This window comes from Azospirillum isscasi (assembly GCF_030849505.1).
GTDB lineage: Bacteria > Pseudomonadota > Alphaproteobacteria > Azospirillales > Azospirillaceae > Azospirillum > Azospirillum isscasi.
The window spans coordinates 36070-62006 of sequence record NZ_JAUJFI010000010.1; the positions used below are offsets into that span (position 1 = coordinate 36070).

General features: G+C 68.5%; 21 protein-coding genes. 13 read left to right on the plus strand and 8 right to left on the minus strand.

What is annotated here, in order from left to right:
- The first annotated feature begins 45 nt into the window (after positions 1 to 45).
- On the plus strand, positions 46 to 2466 hold the full coding sequence (locus QSG27_RS04215; protein ID WP_306703878.1) for a penicillin acylase family protein: 2421 nt from the start codon (positions 46 to 48) through the stop codon (positions 2464 to 2466).
- Positions 2463 to 3692: a threonine ammonia-lyase gene (locus QSG27_RS04220; RefSeq protein ID WP_306703879.1), complete on the plus strand. Its 1230-nt coding sequence runs from the start codon at positions 2463 to 2465 to the stop codon at positions 3690 to 3692. Before QSG27_RS04215 ends, QSG27_RS04220 begins: the two co-directional genes overlap by 4 nt.
- A 12-nt stretch (positions 3693 to 3704) precedes the next feature.
- Here QSG27_RS04220 and QSG27_RS04225 read toward each other — a convergent pair whose 3' ends face one another.
- A complete protein-coding gene (locus tag QSG27_RS04225) occupies positions 3705 to 4184 on the minus strand; it encodes a flavin reductase family protein (protein ID WP_306703880.1) in 480 nt (159 codons plus the stop codon).
- A 228-nt stretch (positions 4185 to 4412) separates the two neighbouring features.
- Here QSG27_RS04225 and QSG27_RS04230 point away from each other — a divergent pair, with 228 nt between their 5' ends.
- The 6 genes from QSG27_RS04230 (at position 4413) to QSG27_RS04255 (ending at position 11217) form a co-directional block, all read left to right on the plus strand.
- Complete coding sequence (locus QSG27_RS04230; RefSeq protein WP_306703881.1) at positions 4413 to 5483, plus strand: flagellar motor protein MotB; 1071 nt, start codon at positions 4413 to 4415, stop codon at positions 5481 to 5483.
- Between the two features lie 198 nt (positions 5484 to 5681).
- Positions 5682 to 7166: a circularly permuted type 2 ATP-grasp protein gene (locus tag QSG27_RS04235; protein WP_306703882.1), complete on the plus strand. Its 1485-nt coding sequence runs from the start codon at positions 5682 to 5684 to the stop codon at positions 7164 to 7166.
- Complete coding sequence (locus tag QSG27_RS04240; RefSeq protein ID WP_306703883.1) at positions 7163 to 8140, plus strand: alpha-E domain-containing protein; 978 nt, start codon at positions 7163 to 7165, stop codon at positions 8138 to 8140. Before QSG27_RS04235 ends, QSG27_RS04240 begins: the two co-directional genes overlap by 4 nt.
- A 43-nt stretch (positions 8141 to 8183) precedes the next feature.
- Positions 8184 to 8924, plus strand: coding sequence for an arginyltransferase (locus QSG27_RS04245; RefSeq protein ID WP_306703884.1), 741 nt, complete (start codon positions 8184 to 8186; stop codon positions 8922 to 8924).
- Positions 8925 to 9147: 223 nt separating this feature from the next.
- Positions 9148 to 9687, plus strand: a complete 540-nt coding sequence (locus QSG27_RS04250) for a TRAP transporter small permease subunit (RefSeq protein ID WP_306703885.1) — start codon at positions 9148 to 9150, stop codon at positions 9685 to 9687.
- An 18-nt stretch (positions 9688 to 9705) separates the two neighbouring features.
- Entirely contained in the window at positions 9706 to 11217 is a 1512-nt protein-coding gene (locus QSG27_RS04255) for a TRAP transporter large permease (protein ID WP_306703886.1), read from the plus strand.
- A gap of 111 nt (positions 11218 to 11328) precedes the next feature.
- Here the strand turns inward: QSG27_RS04255 and QSG27_RS04260 are convergent, their stop codons facing one another.
- From QSG27_RS04260 to recO, 3 genes are all read right to left on the minus strand, one after another.
- Positions 11329 to 12426 (minus strand): TRAP transporter substrate-binding protein, encoded by a 1098-nt coding sequence (locus tag QSG27_RS04260; RefSeq protein ID WP_306703887.1) that lies wholly within the window; start codon positions 12424 to 12426, stop codon positions 11329 to 11331.
- Between the two features lie 438 nt (positions 12427 to 12864).
- Positions 12865 to 15123 carry a DNA topoisomerase IV subunit A gene (gene parC / locus QSG27_RS04265; RefSeq protein ID WP_306703888.1) on the minus strand — a complete coding sequence of 753 codons (2259 nt, stop codon included), beginning with the start codon at positions 15121 to 15123 and terminating at the stop codon, positions 12865 to 12867.
- Positions 15124 to 15141: 18 nt separating this feature from the next.
- Complete coding sequence (recO, locus tag QSG27_RS04270; RefSeq protein WP_306703889.1) at positions 15142 to 15864, minus strand: DNA repair protein RecO; 723 nt, start codon at positions 15862 to 15864, stop codon at positions 15142 to 15144.
- Positions 15865 to 16068: 204 nt separating this feature from the next.
- On the opposite strand from recO, the gene QSG27_RS04275 reads away from it, so the two are divergent.
- Positions 16069 to 18585 carry a sensor domain-containing protein gene (locus tag QSG27_RS04275; protein ID WP_306703890.1) on the plus strand — a complete coding sequence of 839 codons (2517 nt, stop codon included), beginning with the start codon at positions 16069 to 16071 and terminating at the stop codon, positions 18583 to 18585.
- A gap of 95 nt (positions 18586 to 18680) precedes the next feature.
- Positions 18681 to 19064 (plus strand): hypothetical protein, encoded by a 384-nt coding sequence (locus tag QSG27_RS04280; protein WP_306703891.1) that lies wholly within the window; start codon positions 18681 to 18683, stop codon positions 19062 to 19064.
- A gap of 36 nt (positions 19065 to 19100) precedes the next feature.
- Here the strand turns inward: QSG27_RS04280 and QSG27_RS04285 are convergent, their stop codons facing one another.
- The 3 genes from QSG27_RS04285 to QSG27_RS04295 form a co-directional block, all read right to left on the minus strand.
- A complete protein-coding gene (locus QSG27_RS04285) occupies positions 19101 to 19610 on the minus strand; it encodes a hypothetical protein (protein WP_306703892.1) in 510 nt (169 codons plus the stop codon).
- A gap of 116 nt (positions 19611 to 19726) precedes the next feature.
- Complete coding sequence (locus tag QSG27_RS04290; protein ID WP_306703893.1) at positions 19727 to 21412, minus strand: DHA2 family efflux MFS transporter permease subunit; 1686 nt, start codon at positions 21410 to 21412, stop codon at positions 19727 to 19729.
- Positions 21413 to 21487: 75 nt separating this feature from the next.
- Positions 21488 to 22594, minus strand: coding sequence for an HlyD family secretion protein (locus QSG27_RS04295; RefSeq protein ID WP_407653176.1), 1107 nt, complete (start codon positions 22592 to 22594; stop codon positions 21488 to 21490).
- Between the two features lie 263 nt (positions 22595 to 22857).
- Between QSG27_RS04295 and QSG27_RS04300 the strand changes: the two genes are divergently transcribed.
- Positions 22858 to 23478, plus strand: a complete 621-nt coding sequence (locus QSG27_RS04300) for a TetR/AcrR family transcriptional regulator (protein ID WP_306703895.1) — start codon at positions 22858 to 22860, stop codon at positions 23476 to 23478.
- 11 nt (positions 23479 to 23489) lie between these two features.
- On the opposite strand, the gene QSG27_RS04305 is transcribed toward QSG27_RS04300, so the two are convergent.
- Positions 23490 to 24179: a zinc-ribbon domain-containing protein gene (locus QSG27_RS04305; RefSeq protein ID WP_306703896.1), complete on the minus strand. Its 690-nt coding sequence runs from the start codon at positions 24177 to 24179 to the stop codon at positions 23490 to 23492.
- 222 nt (positions 24180 to 24401) lie between these two features.
- Between QSG27_RS04305 and ftsE the strand changes: the two genes are divergently transcribed.
- Both ftsE and QSG27_RS04315 read left to right on the plus strand, forming a co-directional pair.
- A complete protein-coding gene (gene ftsE / locus QSG27_RS04310) occupies positions 24402 to 25082 on the plus strand; it encodes a cell division ATP-binding protein FtsE (RefSeq protein WP_306703897.1) in 681 nt (226 codons plus the stop codon).
- Between the two features lie 22 nt (positions 25083 to 25104).
- A partial coding sequence (locus QSG27_RS04315; RefSeq protein WP_306703898.1) for a cell division protein FtsX occupies positions 25105 to 25937 on the plus strand: 833 nt, incomplete at its 3' end.

Consider the following 25937-nt stretch of genomic DNA (forward strand, 5'->3'; position numbering starts at 1 on the left):
GTATGGGGGACCGATCCAAGAAGCCTCATAAGACCCGGTCCCTGAATGATTCCCCGTGCCGTCCGCAAGCCCCTGGCCGTCCTGCTGGCCCTTCTCGCCCTGGTGGCCGTGGTTCCAGCGCTGGGGGCGGGCGGCTTCCTGCTGTGGCTCCGCCAACAGACGCCGGCCTATGAGGGCGCCGCCACGGTGCCGGGGCTGGACCGGCCCGTCGAGATCCTGCGCGACCGGCAGGCCATTCCCCACATCTTCGCCGCCACCGAGCGGGACGCCTATTTCGCGCTGGGCTACGTCCACGCGCAGGACCGGCTGTGGCAGATGGAGACGATGCGGCGCAGCGGCGCCGGGCGGCTGGCGGAGCTGGTCGGCACGCGCTTCGGCGACTGGGCGCTGCGGCTCGACCGCTCCATGCGCACGCTGGGCGTCTATCGCCGGGCCGAGGCCGCCTATGAGGAGATGTCGCCGGAGGCCCGCGCCGCCTTCGACGCCTACGCCGCCGGGGTGAACGCCTGGATGGAGACGCGCACGGAGGCGCTGCCCATCGAGTTCCAGCTCCTCCGCCACACCCCCGAGCCCTGGCGCCCCGCCGACAGCCTCGTCTGGGGCAAGCTGATGGCGCTCCAGCTTTCCGGCGATTCGCGGGACGAGCTGTTCCGCGCCGCCGCCCTGAAGAGCCTGTCGCCGGAGCAGATGCGCGACCTGTTCCCCGATTCCGACCCCGCCGCCCCGGTGACCCTGGCGGCGGCGCTGGACGGGATGGACCTGCAAAGCGCGCTGGCCGCATTGCCCGACCTCGGCTTCGACACGGCGTCCAACGAATGGGCGCTGACCGGGACGCGCAGCGCGACCGGCAAGCCGATCCTCGCCAACGATCCCCATCTGGGGCTGGAGGCGCCGATCCTCTGGTATCTGGCGCGCATCGTGACGCCCGGGCACCGCATCGCCGGGGCGACCATTCCCGGCGTGCCGCTGCATGTCCTGGGTCACAACGGGCGCGTCGCCTGGGGCTTCACGACCACCCACAGCGACACCCAGGACCTGTTCGTCGAGAAGCTCGATCCGCAGGACCCCGGACGCTACCTGACCCCGGACGGCAGCGCGCCGTTCGAGACCCGGAACGAGACCATCCGCATCGCCGGCCAGCCGGAGGAGCGGCTGACCGTTCGGGAGACGCGCCACGGCCCGGTGCTGACCACGCCGGAGGCCGCCGCCGCCGCGCCGGACGGCCATGTGCTGGCCCTGGCCTTCCCCGGCCTGACCGGCGCCGATACCACGGCGGAGGCGCTGTACCGGCTGAACCACGCCGCCGACGCCGCCGCGGTGCGCGAGGCGCTGTTCCTCCACGTCGCGCCGCAGCAGAACGTCCTCTACGCCGACACGGCGGGGACGCTGGGCTTCCTCTCCCCGGCGCTGGTTCCGGTGCGGCGCGGCGGCGACGGGCGCGTGCCGGTGCCGGGCTGGACCGGCGAGAACGACTGGGTCGGCTACATCCCCTTCGAGGCGTTGCCCCAGGCGGTCGATCCGCCGTCCGGCCAGTTCGTCAACGCCAACAACGCGGTGGTCGGCCCCGGCTATCCCTACGCCCTGGCGACCGAATGGCCGGATCCCGCCCGCGCCGAGCGGATCGTGCAGATGCTGGGCGATGGCCCCCACACGGTCGACGCGGTGGCCGCCCAGCAGATGGACGAGCTGTCCCTGCCGGCGCGCGACCTGCTGCCGCTGATGCTGGAACCGCTGCGCCCGGCGCCCGGCCTCGACGGGCAGGCCCGCGCCGCTCTGGACCGGCTGGCCGGCTGGGACGGGCGCATGGACCGCGACCGCGCGGAGCCGCTGATCTTCTCCTGGTGGGAGCGGGAGCTGGTCCGCAGCGTCTTCGCCGACGAGCTGGGGCCACTGTTCCAGGGCTATTGGGACCTGCGCCCGCGCGCCCTCCACCGCGTGCTGACCGTATCGCCGCAATGGTGCGACGACCGCACCACGCCGGCCCGCGAGGATTGCACCGCCATGCTGGCCGGGGCGCTGAAAGCCGCCCTGGCCGAGATCGAACGGCGCCACGGACCGGACATGGCCAACTGGCGCTGGGGGGATGAGCACAAGGCCGCCCTGAACCACCGGCTGCTGGGCCGGGTGCCGCTGCTCGGCCCCCTGTTCGACCTGTCCGTCCCGACCGGCGGCGGCGCCTTCACCGTCAACCGCGGCACCACCCGCGTGCGCGACCCGCAGGACCCTTTCGCCCATGTGCACGGGCCGGGGCTGCGCGCGGTCTACGACCTGTCGGACCTCGGCAACTCCCGCTTCTCCATCGCCACCGGCCAGTCGGGCAACCCGTTGTCGCCCCATTGGGGGGATCTGGTGCGGGGCTGGCGCGACGGCGCCGGCCTGCGGCTGGCCGGCGACCGCGGCACGCTGGCCCGCGACGGAGCCACGGTGCTGACGCTGTCCCCCCGCACTCCAGGGAGTCCCCCATGACCGAGCAGGCCCCTTCGCTGACTCTGGACGACATCCGCGCCGCCGCCGCCCGGATCGGGGACCGCCTGCCCATCACCCCCACCGAGGCTTCCCCCCGCCTGTCGGAGATGACCGGCTGTTCGGTGGTCCTGAAGCTGGAGAACCAGCATCTCACCGGCTCGTTCAAGGAGCGGGGAGCGCTCAACAAGCTGCTGTCGCTGGACGAGGCGGAGCGCCAAGCCGGGGTGATCGCCATGTCGGCGGGCAACCATGCCCAGGCGGTGGCCTGCCACGCCACGCGGCTGGGCATCCGCTCGGTCATCGTCATGCCCGCCTTCACCCCCTTCACCAAGGTGGAGCGCACGGAAAGCCTGGGCGCCCGCGTCGAGTTGCACGGCGAGACGCTGAGCGACGCCGCGGCCCACGCGCGGGAGCTTGCGGAGCGCGAGGGCCTCGTCTTCGTGCATCCCTACGACGACCCGCTGATCGCCGCCGGCCAGGGCACCGCCGCGCTGGAGCTGCTCGACGCCGCGCCGGACCTGGACATGCTGGTGGTGCCGGTGGGCGGCGGCGGGCTGATCGGCGGCATGGCGGTGGCCGCCAAGGCTTTGAGGCCCGGCGTTCAGGTGATCGGGGTGGAGTGCGCCATGTTCCCGTCCATGCGGCAGGCGCTGGCCGGGCAGCCCATCGCCTGCGGCGGCGCCACCATCGCGGACGGCATCGCGGTCAAGGCCCCCGGCGCCGTCACCCTGCCGCTGGTCCGCCGATACGTGGACGATGTGGTGGAGGTGGGCGAACCGCGGCTGGAGGAGGCCGTCTACCGCCTCGCCACCGTGCAGAAGCTGGTGGCCGAGGGCGCCGGGGCCGCCGCCCTGGCCGCCGTGCTGGACGATCCGGAGCGGTTCCGCGGCAAGCGCGTGGGCGTCGTCGTGTCCGGCGGCAACATCGACGCGCGCATCCTGGCGCAGGTGCTGACGCGCGGGCTGGTCTACGAGGGCCGCATGGTGCGGCTGCGCATCGGCATCACCGACGCGCCCGGCGCGCTCGCCCGCGTCGCCCGCCTGCTGGGCGAGGCCGGGGCCAACATCGTGGAGGTGCACCACCAGCGCCTGTTCCACGACGTGCCGGTGCGCATGGCGGAGATCGACGTGGTTCTGGAAACCCGCGGGCGCAGCCACGTCCAGCGCCTCGTCGCCCGCATGGAGGAGGCGGGCTTCCCGACCGAGCTGATGACCGATATTTCCTGACCCGGTTCCGGCTCAGGGAAGCTGGCCGTAGGCGCCGCGGAAATAGAGCAGCGGCTTTCCATCCTCGCTGCCGGACAGGCGGCGCACGCGGCCCACGACGATGACGTGGTCGCCGCCGTCATAGACATGCTCCCGGTCGCATTCCAGATTGGCGAGGCAGCCGGTGAGGATCGGCACGCCGCTGTCCCAGCGCTCCACCCCCACCCCGTCCCAGCGCTCCTGAAGATCGCGGCGGGAGAAGCGGTTCGACAGCTCCGCCTGCCCTTCCGCCAGGATGTTCACCGCGAAGGACGGCGCGGTGGTGAAGGCGTCGAAGGACATCGCCGCCCGGCCCAGGCAGAACTGCACCAGCGGCGGGTCGAGCGACACCGACGAGAAGGAGTTCACGGTCACGCCGATCGGCTCCCCGTCCGGGGCGATGGTGGTGACGACCGTGATGCCGGTGGCGAAGCATCCGAGGGCGTTGCGGAAGGCCCGAGAATCGAAGGTCATGGCGGCCTGTGTGGGCTCGTCGGTTATTGGGGCGAGGAAGCGGCGGCGAAGAAGCGGGAGTAACCCAGCCGGACCGTCGGCGCAAGCCGCATCTGCCCGGCAGGGGGCGGAAGCGTCAGCCTGCCGCATTAAATGGATCTTAAGGATGAGAGGCCAACCTTCGGGCGTCCGCACTGGCCACGAATTCCCGACCGCAGCCCCCGCAAGGCTCCACCCCAGCAAGGCTTCATGTCAGCGAACCCGTCCGGCGGCGAACAGCCGATCATCATCAAGAAGAAGAAGGGCGGCCACGGCGGCCACCACGGCGGCGCCTGGAAGGTCGCCTACGCCGACTTCGTGACGGCGATGATGGCCTTCTTCCTGCTGCTGTGGCTGCTGAACGTCACCACGTCGGACCAGCGCAAGGGCATCGCGGACTATTTCTCGCCGATGTCGGTCAGCCGCGAGAATTCGGGGTCCGGCGGCATGCTGGGCGGGCGCACCATCACCGCGCCGGGCGCCCAGATCTCCCCCTCCTCCCCGATGTCCGCCGACGTTCCGGTCTCCGGCCCGCCCGGCCATTCGACCCAGGAGGACGAGGAGGCCAACGATCCGACCGACGCCGCCCCGCCGCCGTCCACGCCCACCGAACAGAAATCCAACGAGTCGCGGCTCGATTACCAGAAGCGGCTGGAGGAGCAGGCCAAGCAGCTCGGCATTTCCGGCCAGAAGCCGGGGGAACGGCTGTCCGACTTCGCCGAGCGCGTGAAGGAAGGCGGCGAGAAGCTGCAGGACGCCCAGAAGGAGGCTCGCCAGTTCCAGCAGGCCGCCACCGAGATCCGGCAGGCCATCCAGTCCGTGCCGGAGCTGGAGCCGCTGGCCCAGAACCTGATGATCGACCAGACGCCGGAGGGCCTGCGAATCCAGATCGTGGACCAGGACCGCGTCTCGATGTTCCCCGGCGGGTCGGGCCAGATGTACCCGCAGACCCGCCAGCTGGTCATGCAGGTGGCCAAGGCGCTCGCCAAGCTGCCGAACAAGCTGTCGATCAGCGGCCACACCGACGGCATTCCCTTCACGTCGGGCGCCGGGCGCGACAACTGGGACCTGTCCACGGAACGCGCCAACGCCACGCGCCGCGCCCTGATCGCCGGGGGCATCCCGGAGGAGCGCGTCCAGGATGTGATCGGGCGCGCCGACCGCGAGCTTCTGGTGCCCGACCAGCCCGGCAGCCCGCGCAACCGCCGCATCAGCATGGTCCTTCTGCGCGAAAGCAAGACCGGAGGCGAAGCCTCGGCTGGTGCCGCCGTCCCGCGCTGATACCAAAGCCGGTCGGACGCCGGTACCAAGGCGTTAGTTCCTTACCTTTATCCATACTCCTTCTTGTTTTGTCATTGCGTCGCACAACGCGGGGAATGTTTGCCCTGTTCAAAAGGCGAAGCGATGGTTCATACTTCGCGGCAGACACCATTGCCATACGGCATCGGTCAATCAAGGGCGTTAGCTGCGGGGGAGTCTGTGAGCGTACCCGAAGGCAAGGCGACTGACCTTTTGACGAACTACGATCCCGGCCTTTATTTCGACGAGTTGTTTGGAGGCCGTGATTGCCCAGCCGAACATACGGCGCTGATCCGGCAGAGACTGGCCGGTCTGAACTTCGGGGATCTGTTGCGGCGGTCGCAGGACGCCGAACGTGAACTGTACAATCTGGGCATCACCTTCCTTGTTTACTCGAACAAGGACGCGGTGGACCGGATCCTCCCCTTCGACATCATTCCCCGGGTGATCTCGGCCAAGGAATGGGCGCATCTGGAGGCGGGAATCACCCAGCGCGTGACCGCGCTGAACCTGTTCCTCCACGACATCTACCACGACCAGAAGATCCTGAAGGACGGGGTGATTCCCGCCGATCTCGTGCTGGGCAACGGCTGCTTCCGCCCGCAGATGATCGGGCTGGACGTGCCGTTCGACACCTACATCCACATCATGGGCACGGATCTGGTGCGCGACCGCGAGGGCACCTTCCGGGTGCTGGAGGACAACGGGCGCGTGCCGTCCGGCGTGTCCTACGTGGTCGAAAACCGCCACATGATGCAGCGCGTCTTCCCCGACCTGATGCAGGACATCGGCATCCGCCCGGTGGACAACTACGGCCACAAGCTGCTGGACGCGATGATGGAGATCGCTCCGCAGGACGTGGCCGACCCGCAGGTCGTGCTGCTGTCGCCCGGCTCCTACAACTCCGCCTATTTCGAGCACATCTTCCTGGCGCGGGAGATGGGCGTGCCGCTGGTCGAGGGGCGCGATCTGGTGGTGGAGAACGACCGCGTCTACATGAAGACCACCAACGGTCTGGCGCGGGTCGATTCGATCTACCGCCGCATCGACGACGCCTTCCTCGACCCCAAGGCCTTCAACCCGGACAGCATGCTGGGCGTCCCCGGCATCATGGAAGCCTACCGCAAGGGCAACGTGGCGCTGGCCAACGCCGTCGGCACCGGTGTCGCCGACGACAAGGCGATCTACTGCTACGTCCCGCGGATGATCAAATACTACCTCGACCAGGAGGCGATCATCCCCAACGTGGACACGCGCATCTGCCGCGAGGCCGACGCGCTGCAATACACGCTGGACAACCTGGACAAGCTGGTGGTGAAGCCGGTCGGCGAGGCCGGCGGCTACGGCATCACCATCGGCCCGCGCGCCAGCAGGGAAGAGCTGGCGGATTGCCGGGCCAAGCTGCTGGCCGATCCGTCCAACTACATCAGCCAGCCGGTGGTGGACCTGTCGGTCTGCCCCACCGTGACCGACGACGGCATCGATCCCCGCCATGTCGATCTGCGGCCCTTCGCCATCACGGGCAAGAACACCTGGGTGCTGCCCGGCGGCCTGACCCGCGTGGCGCTGAAGAAGGGCACGCTGATCGTCAACTCGTCGCAGGGCGGCGGGTCCAAGGACACCTGGGTGCTCCAGGATGGGGCACAGGAAGGGAGCGCGTCGTGAATCTGCTGGCCCGTTACGCCGAATGCATTTTCTGGATGGCGCGCTACATGGAGCGCGCCGAGAATCTCGCCCGCATCCTCGACGTGCACGAGACCTTCGCGCGCGACACGCGGGGCATGACCAACTGGTTCTCCATCGTCCAGCTCAACGCCGACGAGAAGGACTTCTTCAGCCGCCACGACCGCCCCACGGCGGAAGCGGTGGTCCACTACTACATGTTCGACACCCAGCACACGAACTCGCTGGTCTCCATGCTGCGCATGGCGCGGGAGAACGCCCGCGTCCTGCGCCCCTGGATCTCCACCGAGATGTGGACGCAGATCAACGTGTTCCACAACAAGCTGGTGGAGATGAACGGCAAGGACGTGGCCCTGCCCAACCTGTCCAAGGTCTGCACCTGGATCAAGGAGGAGTGCCAGACCCACACCGGCATCACCGAGGGCACCTTCTACCGCGACCAGGGCTGGTACTTCTACCAGCTCGGCAAGTACATCGAGCGGGCCGACCAGACCACCCGCCTGCTGGACATCAAGTACCACACGCTGCTGCCCTCCCCCGTGGCGGTCGGCTCGACCCTGGACATGAGCCAGTGGACGACGGTGCTGCGCTCCGCCGCCGGGTACCACGCCTTCCGGCGTGTCTACCCGCGCGGCATGTCGCCCACCACGGTCGCCGGCTTCATGATGTTCAACGAAGGGTTTCCGCGGTCCGTTGTGATGTGTGTGCGACAGATCGACGGCCTCTTGACCCGCCTGAAGTCCCGTTACACCCTGCGCAACGGCAGTGAGGCGATGGAGAAGGTGGACGAGCTGCTCGGCGCGCTGCTGGCCCGCCCGATCGAGGTTGTGATCCAGGACGGTCTGCACGAGTATCTGGACGGGGTGCAGGGCCAGCTTTGCGGGATCACCAACGAGATCGGACGCGCCTTCTTCGGCCAGACCGTCGTCCCCATGACCCAGAGCCAGTCGCAATAGCCGCCGCCGATCCCCAACAGCCGGACCTCAGTCGGTCATCCAGATGTCGGTCATCCAGCCGCAACTCCGCCCGCTCCAGCAGTTCTTCCGGTCAGGGCCGATGCCCTGCCCCTACCTGCCGGGGCGGGTGGAGCGCAAGCTGTTCACCCGGCTGTTGGGCCCCTATTCGGCGGAGGTCAACTCCACCCTGTCGCGCGCCGGCTTCCGGCGCAGCCACGACATCGTCTACCGCCCCGTCTGCCCGAACTGCCAGGCCTGCGTCCCGGTCCGCATCCCGGTGGCCGCCTTCGCCCCCACCCGGTCGCAGAAGCGCGTCAGCCGCGGCAACGGCGACCTGACCCTGGCGGAAGCACCCGCCGCCGCCACGGCGGAGCAGTACCGGCTGTTCACCCTGTACCAGAATTCCCGCCACGGCGAATCCGACATGGCGCGCATGGCGATGGCCGACTTCGCCGCCATGATCGACGAGGGCCGGGCCGACACCAGCCTGTTCGAGGCCCGCGACGCCCAGGGGCGGCTGGTCGGCTGCATGCTGACCGACCGCCTGACCGACGGCTTCTCCGCCGTCTACAGCTTCTACGACCCGCGCCAGGACCGCCGCAGCCTGGGCACCTTCATGATCCTCAGCCTGCTGGAGCGCGCGCAGGCCGAGGGGCTGCCCTACGTCTATCTCGGCTATTGGATCGAGCAGAGCCGGAAGATGGCCTACAAGGCGAAGTTCCGCCCGCTGGAGGCGCTGGGCCGGGACGGCTGGTTCCGCCTGCCGAACGATCCGCCCGCCTGACGGCCCGCCCGGCGGATTGCCTGCGATGGGTATATTGGGGCAATCACGTATAAGGGCTTTCAAACTCTTGCACAACCGGGGCCTCCTGCGGAATATTGCCGCAGAAAACACCCGTTGGTGTTACCATAAAAGATTGAACCGGCGCCCAGCGCCACCGTTCACAGGGCAACAAAAGGAACGGATCGGGCAGCGACCCGGTCCAAACCAACAGGGAGGCTCTCCGTTGAGGTTCCTGCTCCAAATCAGCGGGCTGATCGATGCTGTCAACAACGGCATCGGCAAACTCGTCTATTGGCTGGTGCTGGTCGCCGTGATCGTCAGTTCCGCCAACGCCGTCATCCGCTACAGCCTCCATTACAGCTCCAACGCCTGGCTTGAGCTGCAATGGTATCTCTTCTCCGCGATTTTCCTGTTGTGCTCGGGCTATACGTTCCTGCGCAACGAACACATCCGGATCGACATCGTGCTTGGCCGCTTCTCCAGGCGTGTTCAGTGCATGGTGGACATCTTCGGGATCCTCTTCTTCCTGTTCCCGATGGCCATCCTGATCATGTGGCTGTCCTGGCCGATGTTCTGGGACAGCTTCATCACCAAGGAGATGTCGAGCGACGCCGGCGGTCTGATCCGCTGGCCGGCCAAGATCCTGGTTCCCGCCGGTTTCTTCCTGCTGACCATGCAGGCGGTGTCCGAGCTGATCAAGCGCATCGCCTTCCTGGCCGGCCTCACCGACCAGCCCGGCGAGAAGATGCACAGCCACTCCTAAGAGACCGGGGACCAAACGATGGCTGCCTTCCTCATCGAGAACATGGCGCCGCTGATGTTCGCGGCGCTTGTTCTTTTCCTTCTGATGGGTTTCCCCGTCGCCTTCGCGCTCGCCGCGAACGGCCTTCTCTTCGGCCTGATCGGCATCGAGCTGGGCCTGCTGACCCCGGCGCTGTTCCAGGCGCTGCCGGAGCGCGTCTTTGGCATCATGCGCAACGACACGCTGCTGGCCATTCCCTTCTTCACCTTCATGGGTCTGATCCTCGAACGATCGGGCATGGCCGAGGATCTGCTCGACACGGTCGGACAGCTCTTCGGCCCGCTGCGCGGCGGTCTGGCCTATGCGGTGATCTTCGTCGGCGCGCTGCTGGCCGCCACGACGGGCGTGGTGGCCGCGTCGGTCATCTCGATGGGGCTGATCTCGCTGCCGATCATGCTGCGCTACGGTTATGACCGGCGGCTGGCGTCGGGCGTCATCGCGGCGTCGGGCACGCTGGCCCAGATCATCCCGCCGTCGCTGGTGCTGATCATCCTGGCCGACCAGCTCGGCCGTTCGGTCGGCGACATGTACGCCGGCGCCCTGGTCCCCGGCCTGGTGCTGACCGGCCTCTACGCCGGCTACATCCTGGTCACCAGCATCGTCCGGCCGGAATTCGCCCCGGCCCTGCCGCCGGAGGCGCGCTCCCTGCGCGGGTTCCAGCTTCTCCTCCGGGTGCTGACCTCGCTGGTGCCGCCGCTGGTCCTGATCTTCCTGGTGCTGGGCACCATCTTCCTCGGCATCGCGACGCCGACGGAGGGCGGCGCCATGGGTGCCGCGGGCGCCATGATCCTGGCGATCATGAAGCGGCAGCTGAGCTGGTCGCTGATGCGTCAGGCGATGGACACGACGGCGAAGCTGTCCTCCTTCGTGATCTTCATCCTGATCGGCTCGACGGTCTTCGGTCTGGTGTTCCGCGCCGTGAACGGCGACCTGTGGGTGGAGCATCTGCTGACCAGCCTGCCGGGCGGCGAACTGGGCTTCCTGATCGTCGTCAACATCATGGTCTTCCTGCTCGCCTTCTTCCTCGACTTCTTCGAGCTGGCCTTCATCATCGTGCCGCTGCTCGCCCCGGTCGCGGAGAAGCTGGGCATCGACCTGATCTGGTTCGGCGTGCTGCTGGGCGTCAACATGCAGACCTCCTTCATGCATCCGCCCTTCGGCTTCGCCCTGTTCTTCCTGCGAAGCGTCGCACCGCGCGAGGATTACAAGGACAAGATCACCGGAAAGATCATCAAAAAGATCACGACCGGCCAGATCTACTGGGGTGCGGTGCCGTTCGTCTGCATCCAGCTGATCATGGTGGCGCTGGTCATCATGTTCCCGGAGATGGTCTTCTCCGGCCTGGACCGTGGCGAACCGATCGATCTGGACAACGTGAAGATCGAGATCCCGGCCTTCGATGCCGGCGAGCCTCCGCCGCCCTTCGGCGCGCCGGAACAGCCCGCCGAGGACCCCAACGCCGACCTCATGCGGCAGTTGCAGGGCAAGTAACCGGCCCTTCCCCCCTCTCCCCGCCGGGGAGAGGGTTCAGGGAGAGGGGTATGGTTCCGGCAACAAAAAAGCCCCGCTTGCGCGGGGCTTTTTCGTGTTCGGCCTGTTTCCTTACGACTTCTTCTTCGGCGTCGGGGCCGAGTAGACGAAGTTGTCGAAGGTGTTCTCGGCGACGCGGAACCACAGATACTCCTCGTCGCGGAACTTGCGCCACTGCTCGTAGATCTTGCGGAACTTCTCGTTCTTCGCGGCCTCTTCCTCATAGACATCGAAGGTCGCCTGATAGCAGGCTTGCAGGATGTCGCGCGGATAGGGCTTCAGCACGGTGCCGGCGCCCACCAGACGCTTCAGCGCGTGCATGTTCACCACGTCGTACTTGCCGACCATGTCGGCGGTCGCGTCGGCGCAGGCGGCTTCCAGAACGGCCTGGTAGTGCTTCGGCAACTGCTCCCACTGCGGCAGGCTGACGAGGAAGGACACCTGCGGGCCGCCTTCCCACCAGCCGGGGTAGTAGTAGTACTTGGCGACCTTGTTGAAGCCCAGCTTCTCGTCGTCGTAGGGGCCGACCCACTCCGCCGCGTCGATGGTGCCCTTTTCCAGCGCCGGGTAGATGTCGCCGCCGGCGATCTGCTGCGGCACGACGCCCAGACGCTGAAGGATGGTGCCGGCGTAGCCGCCGATGCGGAACTTCAGGCCCTTCAGATCCTCGACGTTCTTCAGCTCATTGCGGAACCAGCCGCCCATCTGGGTGCCGGTGTTGCCCGCCGCGAACTGGATGATGTTGTAGCCCTTGAAGAACTCGCGCATCAGCTCCATGCCGCCGCCGTGAGTCATCCAGGCGTTCTGCTGGCGCGCGTTCAGGCCGAAGGGCATCGCCGCGTCGAAGGCAAAGGTCGGGTCCTTGCCGACATAATAGTAGGACACGGTGTGGCCGCACTCCACGGTGCCGTCCTTCACGGCGTCCAGAACCTGGAGGCCGGGAACGATCTCACCGCTGGCGAAGGTGCGGATCTGGAACTTGCCCTCGGTCATCTCCGCGACGCGCTTGGCCACCCGCTCGGCGCCGCCATAAATGGTGTCCAGGCTCTTTGGGAAGCTGGAGGCGCAGCGCCACTTGATCTCGGGGTTGCTCTGGGCGATGGCGGGGGCGGCCAGCGTGCTGGCGGCGACACCGACACCGGCACTGGTGAGGAAAACACGGCGTTTCATGGATGTCTCCTTGGGTCCTCTCGTCCCGGCGCGGGTGCACGCCGCCATTCCGGCCCCCGGAAGGGAGCGCAGCGTGCAATTCGAAAGGATGTTTGGTGAAAGTTCTTGGCAACGCCGGATCGACGTCACCGTGCGGGTCACTGGGTGGAACTGCCGGGACCGCCGGGTCCCCGTGCCACCTCTGTGCCTTCACACGGATCTGTGGTGACCATGCGCGTGCCTCCCCTGATGCCCGATGTTCCGCCGGCCCTGACGCCCCGTTCGGGGCACCGCTTCGGCTGACGGCACCGAGTCCGTTTTGATGGCATGACTATGCCGGAATCGCGGGGCAGTGTTCAAGTCCGAGCATGGCTCGGTCCTACCAATTCGGGAATTTTCCGTCCCGAATTCCGCCAAAAGTGAAACGGGGGGCCGTCAGCCCCCCGATTGCGCGCAACCTTAGGTGAAACGATTGACCTTGGGGAAGCCGTTCGGCGGCATTTTCCCGACACCCGCGCGGTTGCCCAGCCAGCCGGTCAGGTTGGTGACGTTGAACTGCCGCTCGCCGTGCTTCCAGCTCAGGCCGTTGGCGATGGTGAAGACCTTCAGGTCGGACAGGCTGCCGTCCTTGTACTTCTGGAGCTGGACGCCCTTGCCGCGGGCCATCACCGGCACCTGATCCAGCGGGAAGACCAGCAGCAGACGGTTGTTGCCGATGACGGCCACATGGTCGCCCTCCGCCGGGATGCAGATCCGGGCGTCCTTGTTGTCGTCGGGGTTCAGGATCTGCTTGCCGGACCGGGTCTGGGCAACGACCTCGTTCTCCTCGACCTGGAAGCCGCGCCCGTCCTCCGACGCGACCAGCAGGCGGCGGTCCGGCTGGTGTTTGAACAGGGTGATGATGTCCGCCTCGTTGCCGAGGTCGATCATCAGCCGCACCGGCTCGCCGAAGCCGCGCCCGCGCGGCAGCTTGTCGGCGGACAGCGTGTAGAATTTGCCGTTGGTCCCGAAGACGAGGAGCTTGTCGGTGGTCTCGCAATGGACCGAGAAGCCTTCCTTGTCACCCTCCTTGTACTTCACGTCGTCGCGCTCGGCCTCGGTCAGATGGCCGCGCACCGCGCGGATCCAGCCCTTCTGGGAGCACAGCACGGTCAGCGGCTCGCGCTCCACCATGGCGTCCACGGGGATGTCGATGATGGCGGCGGCCTCGGCCACCTGCGTCCGGCGGTCCTCGCCGAAGCGTTTGCGCGTCTCCTCCGTCTCCTTGCCGATGGTCTTCCAGCGCAGGGACTCGTCGGACAGCAGCTCGGTCAGCCCGGCCCTCTCGGCGGTCAGCGCGTCGTTCTCGCGCTGGATCTCCATCTCCTCCAGCTTGCGCAGGTTGCGCAGCCGCATGTTGAGGATGGCCTCGGCCTGCACCTCGCTCAGCGAGAAGACGCGCATCAACGCCTGCTTGGGCTCGTCCTCCTCGCGGATGATGCGGATCACCTCGTCCAGGTTCAGATAGGCGATCAGGTAGCCGCCCAGCACCTCCAGCCGGTGGTCGATCTTGGCCAGCCGGTGGCGGGACCGCCGCTCCAGCACCTCCATCCGGTGGTCCAGGAAGGCGTCCAGCACCTCGAACAGGTTCATGACGCGCGGGACGTTGTCCTTGTCCAGCACGTTCATGTTCATGGCGAAGCGGATTTCCAGATCGGTCGTCTGGAACAGCGAGGCCATCAGAACCTCGGGATCGACGTTGCGGCTCTTCGGCACCAGGACGAGGCGCACGTCCTCCGCCGACTCGTCGCGCACGTCCTCCAGAAGCAGCAGCTTGCGGTTGGTCAGAAGCTCGGCGATCTTCTCGACCAGGCGGGCCTTCTGCACCTGATAAGGGATCTCGGTGACGACGACCTGCCAAGTGCCCTGGCCCAGCTTCTCCACCTCCCACTTCGCGCGCAGGCGGAAGGAGCCGCGCCCGGTGCGGTAGGCTTCGACCACGTTGGCCCGCGGCTCGACCAGCACGCCGCCGGTGGGGAAGTCGGGGCCGGAGATCAGGGTGACCAGATCCTCGATCTTCGTCGGGGCCGGCTTCTCCTTGCCGGCCAGCGCCGCCTTCACGCAGTCCTGCTTGTGCTTCAGCACCAGCCGCAGGGCGGAGCAGATCTGGGCGGCGTTGTGCGGCGGGATGTTGGTCGCCATGCCGACCGCGATGCCGCTGGAGCCGTTGGCCAGCAGGTTGGGGAAGTTGGCCGGCAGCACCGCCGGCTCGTCCCCGTCGCCGTCGTAGGTCGGACGGAAATCGACCGCGTCCTCGTCGATGCCTTCCAGCAGGGCCTTGGCGACGTCGGTCAGGCGTGCCTCAGTGTAACGCATGGCCGCGGCGTTGTCGCCGTCGATGTTGCCGAAGTTCCCCTGCCCGTCCACCAGCGGGTAGCGCACCGCGAAGTCCTGCGCCAGACGGACCAGCGCGTCATAGACCGAGGTGTCGCCGTGCGGGTGGAACTTGCCGATCACGTCGCCGACCACGCGGGCCGACTTCTTCGGCGGAGTCGAGGGATCGAGCCGCAACTGGCTCATGGCGTAGAGCAGCCGCCGGTGCACCGGCTTCAGCCCGTCGCGCACGTCGGGCAGCGACCGCGCCATGATCGTGGACAGCGCGTAGCTCAGATACCGCTCGCTCAGCGCGTCGCGGAGCGGCTTCTCCTGGATGTCGAGGACGGGGTCTTGGGACGTCATGGCGAGTGGATACCAAATCTAGCCGCGGCGCGCCACCGCGTTCGCGTAACGTTCTCTTAATCGCAGGCGGGCGGGCGGCAGGGGGCCGTTCAGCAGGTGGCGCTCCAGGAAATGGCCGGTCAGGCGCAGCCCCTCCTCCACCGCCTGCGGCCCGCCGCCGCCCAGCCCGATGAGGAATCCGGGCAGCGGCAGCAGCCGGTCGCGGTAGGGTTCCCCGGCGGACGCCGACACCGCGCGCCCGGTGCGCGGGCTGACATAGGCGAGGTAATCGTTCGCCCCCGTCACCGCGCAGCGGTCGAGATCCAGCCCGAATCCAAGCTCGGCCAGCAGCCCGACCTCCCACCGCACGTAGGATTCGGCCCAGGCGTCGCCGCCCAGCAGGCCGAACAGGGCCAGCAGGCCGTCGAACAGCGCGGGGTGCGGCTGGTGCTCCGGCAGGGTGGCTTCGAGCAGCGCGCAGGCGGCGGTCAAGGTCGCGAGTCGCAACGGGTCGTCCAGAAAAGCGGCGGAATAGCCGTGCACCGCCTCCACGGTCAGGGTGCCGAGATGCTCCGGCAGGCGCCCGCGCCAGCGCGCCGACACCAGCGTGCCCGGCTCCAGCGCCGCCCGCATCCGGCTGGACCGCCCGCCCATGACCATGCCGGCGTGCCGCCCGTGCTCCCGAGTCAGCAGGGTGGCGACCGCCGAGGTCTCGCCATGCGGCCGCGCCGACAGCACAACGGCTTGATCGGACCATTCCATGCCCATGCTTCCTCACGTTGACGGCGCACAGCCGGTTCGCCCATGGCGTCCGGAACGGTCCCGACGCGCCCGCGGGGCGGGTCCGGTCATCTTTTCCACCAGCATGACGCAAATCCTTCGCAAGGGGGCTTCATTTCTCATTCACCATTCGGGCACTATGGTGCGGGGCGCAGAATGCGGGCACGCCGCGGCGGTGAGGGGGCTTTGAGCAGCACGATCGAGCGATATCTGCTGGCCGAGAAAGCCGGCTCCGAAGGCGTCTGGGACTGGGACCTCCGCAACGATACGATGTTCCTGTCGCCGCGCTTCAAGGAGTTTCTCGGCCTGCCGCCGGGCGAGATCAACCGCCCGGAAGATTGGCTCGACCGCGTGCACCCGGACGACATCGACTGGCTCTACGCCTCCTTCGAAGGCCAGATGGTCGGCGTCTCGCTGCCTTTCCAGATCGAACACCGCGTCCGCCGGACGGGAACCGGCCTTTCTCCGGGCGATGGCGTCTCCAACTGGCGCTGGCTGGTGTGCCGCGGCATGGCGGTGATCGACGAGGCGGGCGATCCGGTCCGGCTGGTCGGCTCGGTCGCCGACATCACCGACCGCAAGCACGCCGAACGCCAGCTCCGCCGGAGCGAGGAGCGCTACGCGCTCGCCGCCGCGGCCAGCAATGACGGGTTGTGGGACTGGGACCTCGACGCCGGGACCGTCTACTACTCGCCGCGCTGGCTGTCGCTGCTCGGGCTGGAGGAAGGCAGCGTCGGCAGCAGCCCGGACGAGTGGATGGAGCGCGTCCATCCGGACGACCGCCGCCCGCTGCGCGAGGCGCTGGACGCGCTGGGCGGCGACAGCACCGTCTTCCAGATCGAATACCGCGTGCGCCACGCCGACGGCGGCATCCGCTGGATGGCCTGCCGCGGCATCGCTGTGCTGGACGCCCAGGGCCGCCCGGTGCGGCTGGTCGGCAGCCAGGCCGACGTGACCGGCCGCAAGAACGCCGAACAGCGCCTGTCGCAGAGCGAGGAGCGCTACGCGCTCGCCGCCGCGGGCGCCAACGACGGGCTGTGGGACTGGCGGCTGGACACGGACGAGGTCTATTACTCCCCGCGCTGGGCGGCCATGCTGGGCTGCGACGGGGATTGCCTGTCCAACCGCATCGCCGAATGGTTCGACCGCGTGCACCCGGACGATCTGGCCGGGCTGCGCACCGCCATCGACCTGCATCTGAGCGGCGAGCGGGAGCATCTCCAGCACGTCTTCCGCATCCGCGCCGCCGATGGGGACGAGCTGTGGATGCTGGTCCGCGGCCTTGCCGTGCGCGACGGGTCGGGGCGGTCGGTGCGAATCGCCGGCTCGATGACCGACATCACCGCCCAGAAGCGGGCGGAGCAGCAGCTTCTGTTCGACGCCTTCCACGACGGCATGACCGGGCTGCCCAACCGCACCCTGCTTCTGGACCGAATCGGGCAGGCGCTGGACCGCAACCGGCGGGCCGGCGGCAAGGCCTTCGCCGTCATCTTCATCGACCTGGACCGCTTCAAGTCGATCAACGACGCGCTGGGCTCCACGGTGGGCGACCGGCTGCTGAAGACCATCGCGGAGCGGCTGGACGGCACCCGCCGCATGGGCGACACGCTGGCCCGCCTGTCGGCGGACGAGTTCGCCATGCTGCTGGACAACATCGACGACGTGGGCGACGCCCTGACCGCGGCGGAACGCATGGCCCAGGCCGTCGCCATGCCGCTGGCGCTGGACGGGCACGAGTTCGTGCTGTCCGCCTCCATCGGCATCGCGCTCAGCGTGTCCGGCTACGACCGGGCGGAGGAGATGCTGCGCGACGCCAGCCTCGCCATGTACCGGGCCAAGTCGGGCGGACGGGCGCGGATCGACGTGTTCGACAGCAACCTGCGCCGCCAGGCGATGGCCCAGATGCGCACGGAAACCGACCTGCGCATGGCGCTGGAGCAGGACCAGCTCGTCCTGTTCTACCAGCCGATCGTCGCTCTGGCCACGGGCCGCATCGCCGGGTTCGAAGCGCTGATGCGCTGGAAGCACCCGGAACGCGGGCTGGTCCCGCCCGGCGAGTTCATTCCGCTGGCCGAGGAATCGGGCCTGATCGTGCCGATGGGCCGCTGGGCGCTGCGCGAGGCGGCGCGGCAGCTCGCCCGGTGGCAGTCCTGCTTCCCCCGCCCCGCCCCGCTGTTCATGAGCGTGAACGTCTCGTCCCGCCAGTTCAGCGACGACGACCTGATCGGGCTGGTGAGCGAGGTTCTGGAGGAAAGCCGGGTGCCGCCGTCCAGCCTGAAGCTGGAGATCACGGAAAGCCTGCTGATGAAGGACCCGGCGAAGTGCCGGGTGCTGATGCAGCGCATCCGCGACATGGACGTGCGCCTGTCCATCGACGATTTCGGCACCGGCTATTCGTCGCTGTCCTATCTGCACAAGTTCCCGGCGGACACGCTGAAGATCGACCGCAGCTTCGTCCAGGCCATCTCGTCGGGCGAGGGCAACGCGGCCATCGTGCAGGTGATCGCCACGCTGGCCGCCATCCTGGGCATGGACGCCGTGGCCGAAGGCGTGGAGACGGAGCTGGAGTCGGAGTTCCTGCGCGACATCATGTGCAAGTACGCGCAGGGCTATCTCTACGCACGCCCCGCCCCCGCCGACGCCATCGAGGCGCTGCTGGTCCGGGAGGCGGACGAGCCGCTGGCCGTTCCCAGCCTGGCGTAGGCGTTTCCGCCCCCGTCCAACGGACACTTTCCCTGGGACCGCCATGTGTGCGAGTGTCCGCGCCTTCTCACCAGGACAGGCAAGGATCGCGCGTTATGGCCGACCGCAATTGCGGAGAATGCACGCTGTGCTGCAAGCTGATGGGCGTGCCCGAACTGAAGAAGCCCTCGGCCAAATGGTGCGTCTCCTGCGACCAGGGCAAGGGCTGCACCGTCTATGAGGAGCGCCCGCAATCCTGCCGGAACTTCCAGTGCTTCTGGCTGATGGACGAGAATTTCCCGGACGAATTCCGCCCCGACCGCATCCACGCGCTGGCCGCCTTCAACGACACGAAGGACAGCTGCGTCCTCCACGTCGATCCGGCCAAGCCCCGCGCCATGTCCAGCCCGCCGGTCAACGCCCTGATCGACGCGCTTTTGAAATCCTATGCCAAGGTGTTCGTGCTGTCCGGAAAGGAAAGCGCGCTGATCCAGCGCTGAGCGATTCGGCGCTGAGCGATCCGGCGCCGCGCCGGGTCACCCGCGGAAGTTCAGCAGGCTGGGCGCCTTGTCGATGATCTCCTCCAGGATCAGGGAGGCGGTTTCCAGATCGCGCTCCAGATCCGTGCCGAGCTTGCCGGCGTAGTTGGGGCGCTTCAGCTTCTCGTGGGCGTCGTGCAGGCTGCGCAGCTCCGCCACGAAGATCTCGCGCGCCCCCATGGGCAGGATCGGGTTGGCCGACAGCACGAAGAAGAAGCGCATGCTGGCCCGCACCAGGAGGGCCAGCATCACCGTGTCCAGCCGCTCGAACTGGTCGCGCAGGTCGTCGGAGCGGGTGTCCACGAGGTTGCGCAGCCGCTGCTCGATCAGGATGACCAGCGCCTGGAACTCGCCCACCTTGTCGCGGAACTCGCGGTAGGCGCCGAAGCTGTGCTTGCTCGCCTCGTGCTCGGCCAGCTGGGCGAGCTTAGACGCTTCCCGGCACTGGCGTTCCAGCGCGGACAGCAGTTCCTTGACCTCGGCGCGGGTGTATTGACGCTTGCTCATGACGGCGGACCGACCCTTCGACGCGACGGCCTGCCCTATAGCACGAAGACGGGCGCCGGTCACCGGGACGCTTCACCGCCGCAACGATAAGGCGCCGCGGGACGGAAACCGCGCGGTCAGTGATCCGCCGCCGCCGGCTTGCCGCCCGGACGCCGCACCAGCGGCATCAGCAGAAGCCCGCCGAAGAACACGCCGGCCATCAGCAGCAGGCAGTCGTTGAAGGTCAGCACCATGGCCTCGCGCTCCACCATGCGGGCCAGCGTCTTCATGGCGGCGGCCTGCGGATCGGCGACCAGCCCGTCGAATTTGGCGGCCAGCCCGTCCAGCGTCTCCTGCACCAGCGGACGGGCGAGGTTCAGGTTGTCGCCCAGCCGGTTCATGTGCAGGGCCGCCCGCTCCAGCAGCACCGTGTTGATCGCCGCCAGACCGATGGCGCCGCCCAGATTGCGCATCAGGTTGTAGAGGCCGGACGCGTTCTTGAGCTGCTCCGGCGGCAGGGTGCCCAGCGCGATGCTGTTCACCGGGATGAAGCACAGCATCAGCGACAGGCCGCGCACCGCCTGCGGCAGGAACAGTTCCCAGAAGCCGGACTGGTTGGTCAGGTGGGCGTTCAGCCAGACCCCCGTCCCGAACAGCAGCAGCCCCAGCGCCAGCATGGCGCGCAGGTCCATCTTTTTCGACAGGGCGCCGGCGATCGGGGCGGACAGGAACTGGAAGGCGCCGGTCACGAACATGATCGTGCCGATCTGCAAACTGTTCAGCCCGCGCACCCGCGCCAGGAACAGCGGCTGAAGATAGACCGCCCCGTAAAGCCCGATGCCGATGATGAAGCTGTAGAGCGACCCGATGGCGAAGTTGCGGTCCAGGAAGGCGCGCAGTTCCACGATCGGGTTGTGATAGGTCAGCACCCGCCAGAAGAAGCCGACCGCGGACACCGCGGCGACCACGGCGAAGATGGCGACATACTCGTCCTGGAACCAGTCCTGGCGCGGGCCTTCCTCCACCACGAACTCCAGGCTGCCGAGGAAGGCGGCCATCAGCCCCAGCCCGACGAAATCGAAGCCCTTGCGCAGCGCCGGGTTGGGCTTGTCCACATCGACCAGCGTCCAGACCAGCGAGGTCACGGCGATGCCCGGCAGCACGTTGGCCAGGAACAGCCAGTGCCAGGAGAAGCTCTGCGTCAGCCAGCCGCCCAGCGTCGGCCCGAGCGTCGGCGCCATGGTGGCGACCAGACCGATCATCACCGAGACCCCCGCCCGCTTTTCCGGCGGGAACAGGGAGAAGCTGGTGGCGAAGACGGTCGGGATCATCGCGCCGCCGATGAAGCCCTGCAACGCCCGCCACACGATCATCGATTCGATGCTGGAGGTGAAGGCGCAGGCCACGCTGGTCAGGGTGAAGCCGGCGGCGGCGATGGTGAACAGCACGCGGGTGGAGAGAATCCGCGCCAGCATGCCGGACAGCGGGATCATCACCACCTCGGCGATGAGGTAGGAGGTCTGCACCCACGAGATCTCGTCGGCGCTGGCCGCAAGCCCCGCCTGGATCTCCGACAGGGAGCTGGAGACGATCTGGATGTCCAGGATCGCCATGAACATGCCGACGACCATGGCCAGGAAGCCCAGCCAGTCGCGCGTGGTCACCGGCCGCGGCCCGGCGCTTGAAGGGGAAGGAGCCGCCGCGTCCCGGCCCGCGGGGGGCGGGAGAGCTTGGAGCCGGGACGCGGTGGCGGCACCGCCCGCGTCCGCCGGGGGTGCGGCGCTGCGGGCGGACGGCGTGTCGTCGTTGGTGATGGCGGTCATGGTCGCCCTCCCCAGGACGAAAACGGCAGGGACGAAAACGGCAGGGACGAAAACGGGTGTCGGTTAAGAGGGCGGTTACTTGGCCGCGACCGTCTGGCCGGGGACCAGAGCGCCGAAGACGGTGCCCGCGCTGTGCGGATGCTCCTCGGCGCCGCGGGTGTCCACCGCGGCGACCACGGACAGGCCGGGGCGCAGCAGGCCGGACAGCGCGCTGTCGCGCGGCAGGGCGATGCGCACCGGCACGCGCTGGACGATCTTGGTGAAATTGCCGGTCGCGTTCTCCGGCGGCAGCAGGCTGAACTGCGAACCGGAGGCCGGGGCGAAGCTCTCCACCCGGCCCAGCAGCGGCTTGCCCGGATAGGCGTCGATCTCCACCGTCACCGGCTGGCCGGGACGCATGCGGGAAAGCTGCGTCTCCTTGAAGTTGGCGACCACATAGACGTCGGGCAGCGGCACCAGCGAGAGAAGCTGCACGCCCGGGCGCGCGTACTGGCCGACCTGGACGCCGCGGTTGCCGACCACGCCGTCCACCGGCGCGCGGATGACCGTGTTGTTCAGGTCGTTGCGCGCGGTTTCCAGGGCGGCCTCGACCTGACGCAGCCGGGCGCCGGTCTCGCTGCGGCTCGCGTTCAGCACGCCGACCTGATCCTTCTCCGCGGCCAGCGCCGCGCGGGCGCGGTCGGACTGGGCCACCGCCTTGCGCAGGTCGGCGTCCGCCGTCTCGAACTTCTGGCGGCTGGCCCAACTGTCGCTGGCCAGCGAACGGGTGCGGTCGAAGTCCTGCTGGGCGCGGCGCTGCTCGGCCTCGGCGCTGGCGACGGACGCCGCGGCCTGGTCGATGATCGCCTTCTGGAGCAGCAGCTTGCTGTCGATGGTGCCAAGCGCCGCCTTCTGCGCGGCGACGTTGGCCTCCGCCTCCGCGACCTTGGCGCGGAAGTCCTGGTCGTCCAGGACGGCCAGCACGTCGCCCGCGGTGACCTGCTGGTTTTCCGCCACCCGGACGTCCTTCACATAGGCGGACACCTTGGGGCTCACCACCGTGATGTCGCTGTGGACATAAGCGTTGTCGGTCGACTCGAAGAAGCGTCCCTCGGCCCACCAGCCCCAGCCGGCGTAGCCGCCACCGGCCAGCGCCGCAACCGCCACACCCGACAGAACGATCTTCCGCACGGCCTTGACCATCGTCTTCCAACCCACCCGTTTCGGTTCCGCCCCGGCCCGGGCCGGCTTGGCGCCGCCCCATCGGAACTGAACCGTTCAGTTTAGTCTTGCGCAAAGATGATCACAGCCCTACCTGTTGTCAAGAGTGAACTGGACGGTCTAGTTTTAACGTTTGGGATTGTGGTTGAATGCGGAACGCGCTACGGCAGCGGGGTATCGGCACGCGAAGCCCCGCAGGCACCGCCGGCAAGGTCGCAGGACAGGTTGCAGGACACGAGGAACGCATGAGCACGCTGGTCGCCCCCACGCCGGAGGCAGGATCGAAGCCCGCGCAGATCCTGGAGGCCGCCGGAAAGCTGTTCCTGGACCATGGCTACGGCGCCGTCAGCATGGACGCCATCGCCAAGACGGCCAATGTGTCCAAGGCGACGCTCTACGCCCATTTCGGCAGCAAGGACGAGCTGTTCCGCGCCATGGTCGCCCGCGAATGCAAAGGGCAGACGATGGCCGCCGTCTGCGAGGAGGCGCGGACCCTGGAGATGGCCGAGGGGCTGCGTCTGGTCGCCCGCCATTTCGTCACGCTGATCCTGTCGCCGCAGGCGCTGGCCGGCTACCGCGTGGTGGTCGGCGAGGCGCACCGCTTCCCCGAGCTGGCGAGCGCCTTCTACGACGCCGGACCGGCCCGCACTATGGAGCAGGTGACCGCCTTCATGGTTGACCTCGACCGCCGCGGCCTGCTGGCCATCCCCGACCCGCAACTGGCGGCGGAGCAGTTCGTCGGCCTCATCAAGTCGCACACGCACCTGCGCTTCCTGCTGTGCCTGTCCGAACGCCCGACGGAGGAGCAGCTGACGCGGGTCGTGGACGGCGCGGTCTCTCTCATCATCCGGGGTTACGCGCCGTAACGGGTCCGCGTTCAGTGACCGCCGTCGAAGGTGATCATCACCTCCAGCACCCCGGCCAGCGCCCCGGCGGCGTCCGGCTGCACGTCGCGGAAGGTTGCGACCTCGCCCGGCAGGATTTGCGGCGGCGCCGGCTCGACGGTCCAGCTCTTCAGCGGCTGGCGATCGGCCCCCAGCGCGGTCACCCGCAGGGGCGGCACCGTCCGCGCCATTTCGGAGACGTTGACGATCTGACCGTCCACCACCAGCACCGGCTTTCCGTCCTCGGTCTTCTGCTCCGACCGCACGTTCTGAAGCTGGAGCCCGGTCCCCGGCGGCTCCACCGGCAGGCCCACCGTTTCATAGAGAAGCGCGGCGGGAGGCCACAGCCGCACGGCGGTGGCACGGCCGAAATAGCCGGCGGCGCCGATGGCCGCCAGCAGCGCCACGAAAATCCCCCAGCCGACCAGCGCCCGGCGCCGCGCGCCCGGGTCCGCCGGGGCCTTGGCCGGGGTCTTGGCGGCGGAGGCGCGTTTGGGCGGCGGCGGCGGCGGGGCCGGATGGAACTCGGTCACCTCGTCCGGATGGAAGACGGGCTCGTCCTCTTCGGGCGCCTGCCACCACATGTGGCCGCATTGGGCGCAGCGCACCTTGCGGCCCTGTGGACCGACCGCCGAATCGGCAAGGGTGTACCGTGTGGCACAGGCCGGGCAGGTGATGATCATAGATGCCGATCGTGGTCACCGAAATTGCAGAATGTCGTTATAGGTAGTCATGAGGTATGAAGCAAGGAACGCTCTGGCGCCGGGCGGGGCGGTACGGACGGCGGCGGTACGGACGGCGGCGGTACGGACGGCGGTGGACGCGCCGGCCCCTGCCGGTGCATTGTCCATCCGCGCACCGGGCGGGACGCCGCCGGGGTGCGCCGATGCGCCGTTGGTGGGACCGTGATCCGTTTCGAGAATGTGGGACTGCGCTATGGCACCGGACCGGAGGTGCTGCGCGACATCAGCTTCACCTTGCAGCCCGGCTCGTTCCATTTCATGACGGGGGCGAGCGGTGCTGGAAAATCGTCGCTGCTGAAGCTGATGTATCTGGCGCTCCGCCCGTCCCGCGGGCTGGTCACCCTGTTCGGGAAGGACATGGCGCGGGTCCGGCGCGCCGACCTGCCGGAGCTGCGGCGCCAGATCGGCGTGGTGTTCCAGGATTTCGCCCTGCTCGACCATCTCTCGGCGCTCGACAACGTGGCCCTGCCGCTGCGCATGGGCGGTGCGCGCGAATCGGACGTGGTGGAGCACTGCACGGAAATCCTGCGCTGGGTGGGGCTGGGCAACCATCTGCACTCCCTGCCCTCCACCCTGTCGGGCGGGCAGCAGCAGCGCGTCGCCATCGCCCGCGCGGTGATCAACCGCCCGCGCCTGCTGCTGGCGGACGAGCCGACCGGCAACGTGGACGACGGCATCGGCATGCGCCTTCTCTATCTGTTCGAGGAGCTTCACAAGCTGGGCACCACGGTGGTCATCGCCTCCCACAACGAGGCGCTGATCCGCCGTTTCGAACACCCGCGCCTGATGCTGGAGAACGGGCGCCTGCACGTCCTGCCGGCACACGCCTCGCGCTGGGCCTGAGACGGGGGGAAGGAGACACGCCATGGCCCTGCCGCCGCTGACCCGCCGAAGCTCCGACCTGCCGCTGGCCAAGGACCCGACCTCGCGCTTCCTCATGTGGCTGACCGCGCTGATGGTCTATCTGGCGGCGCTGGCGCTGGCCGGGGCGCTGCTCGTCTCCGACATGACGCGGCGCTGGGACAGCGGTCTGGCCGGCGGGCTGACCGTGCAGATCATGCCGCTTCCCGACAGCGCCCGCGCCGCGCCGCTGGAGGAGCGGACGGAGGCCGCGCTGACTGTCCTGCGCGCCACCCCCGGCGTGGCCTCCGCCGGCGTCCTGTCCGCCGGGGACGTCGGGCGGCTCCTGGAGCCCTGGCTGGGCAAGGAGGCCGCCGACCCGCTGCTGCCCATGCCGCGGCTGATCGACGTGGTGACCAGCGGACCGGTGGACACGGCGGCGCTGGCGGCGCGGCTGTCCAGCGCCGCCCCCGGCGCCACGCTGGACGACCACGCCGTGTGGCTGGCCGACCTGCGCCGCTTCGCCGGGGCGATGCATCTGGCGGCGCTGGGCATCGTGGCGCTGATCGGCGGGGCGGGCGTGATGGCCGTGGTCTTCGCCGTGCGTTCCGGCCTCGCCATCCACCGCCATGTGGTGGAGCTGCTGCACCTGATGGGGGCGACCGACCGCTATGTGGCCCGGCAATTCGAATCGCACGTCATCGGCCTGACCCTGCGCGGCGGGCTGACCGGGCTGCTGCTGGCCGCAGCCACGCTGGCCGGGATCGGGCGCGCCGCCGCGGGGCTTCAGGCCAGCCTGCTGCCGGACCTCGCCACCTCCCCCTGGTGGGCCTTCGCCGCGCTGACCGCCGTGCCGCT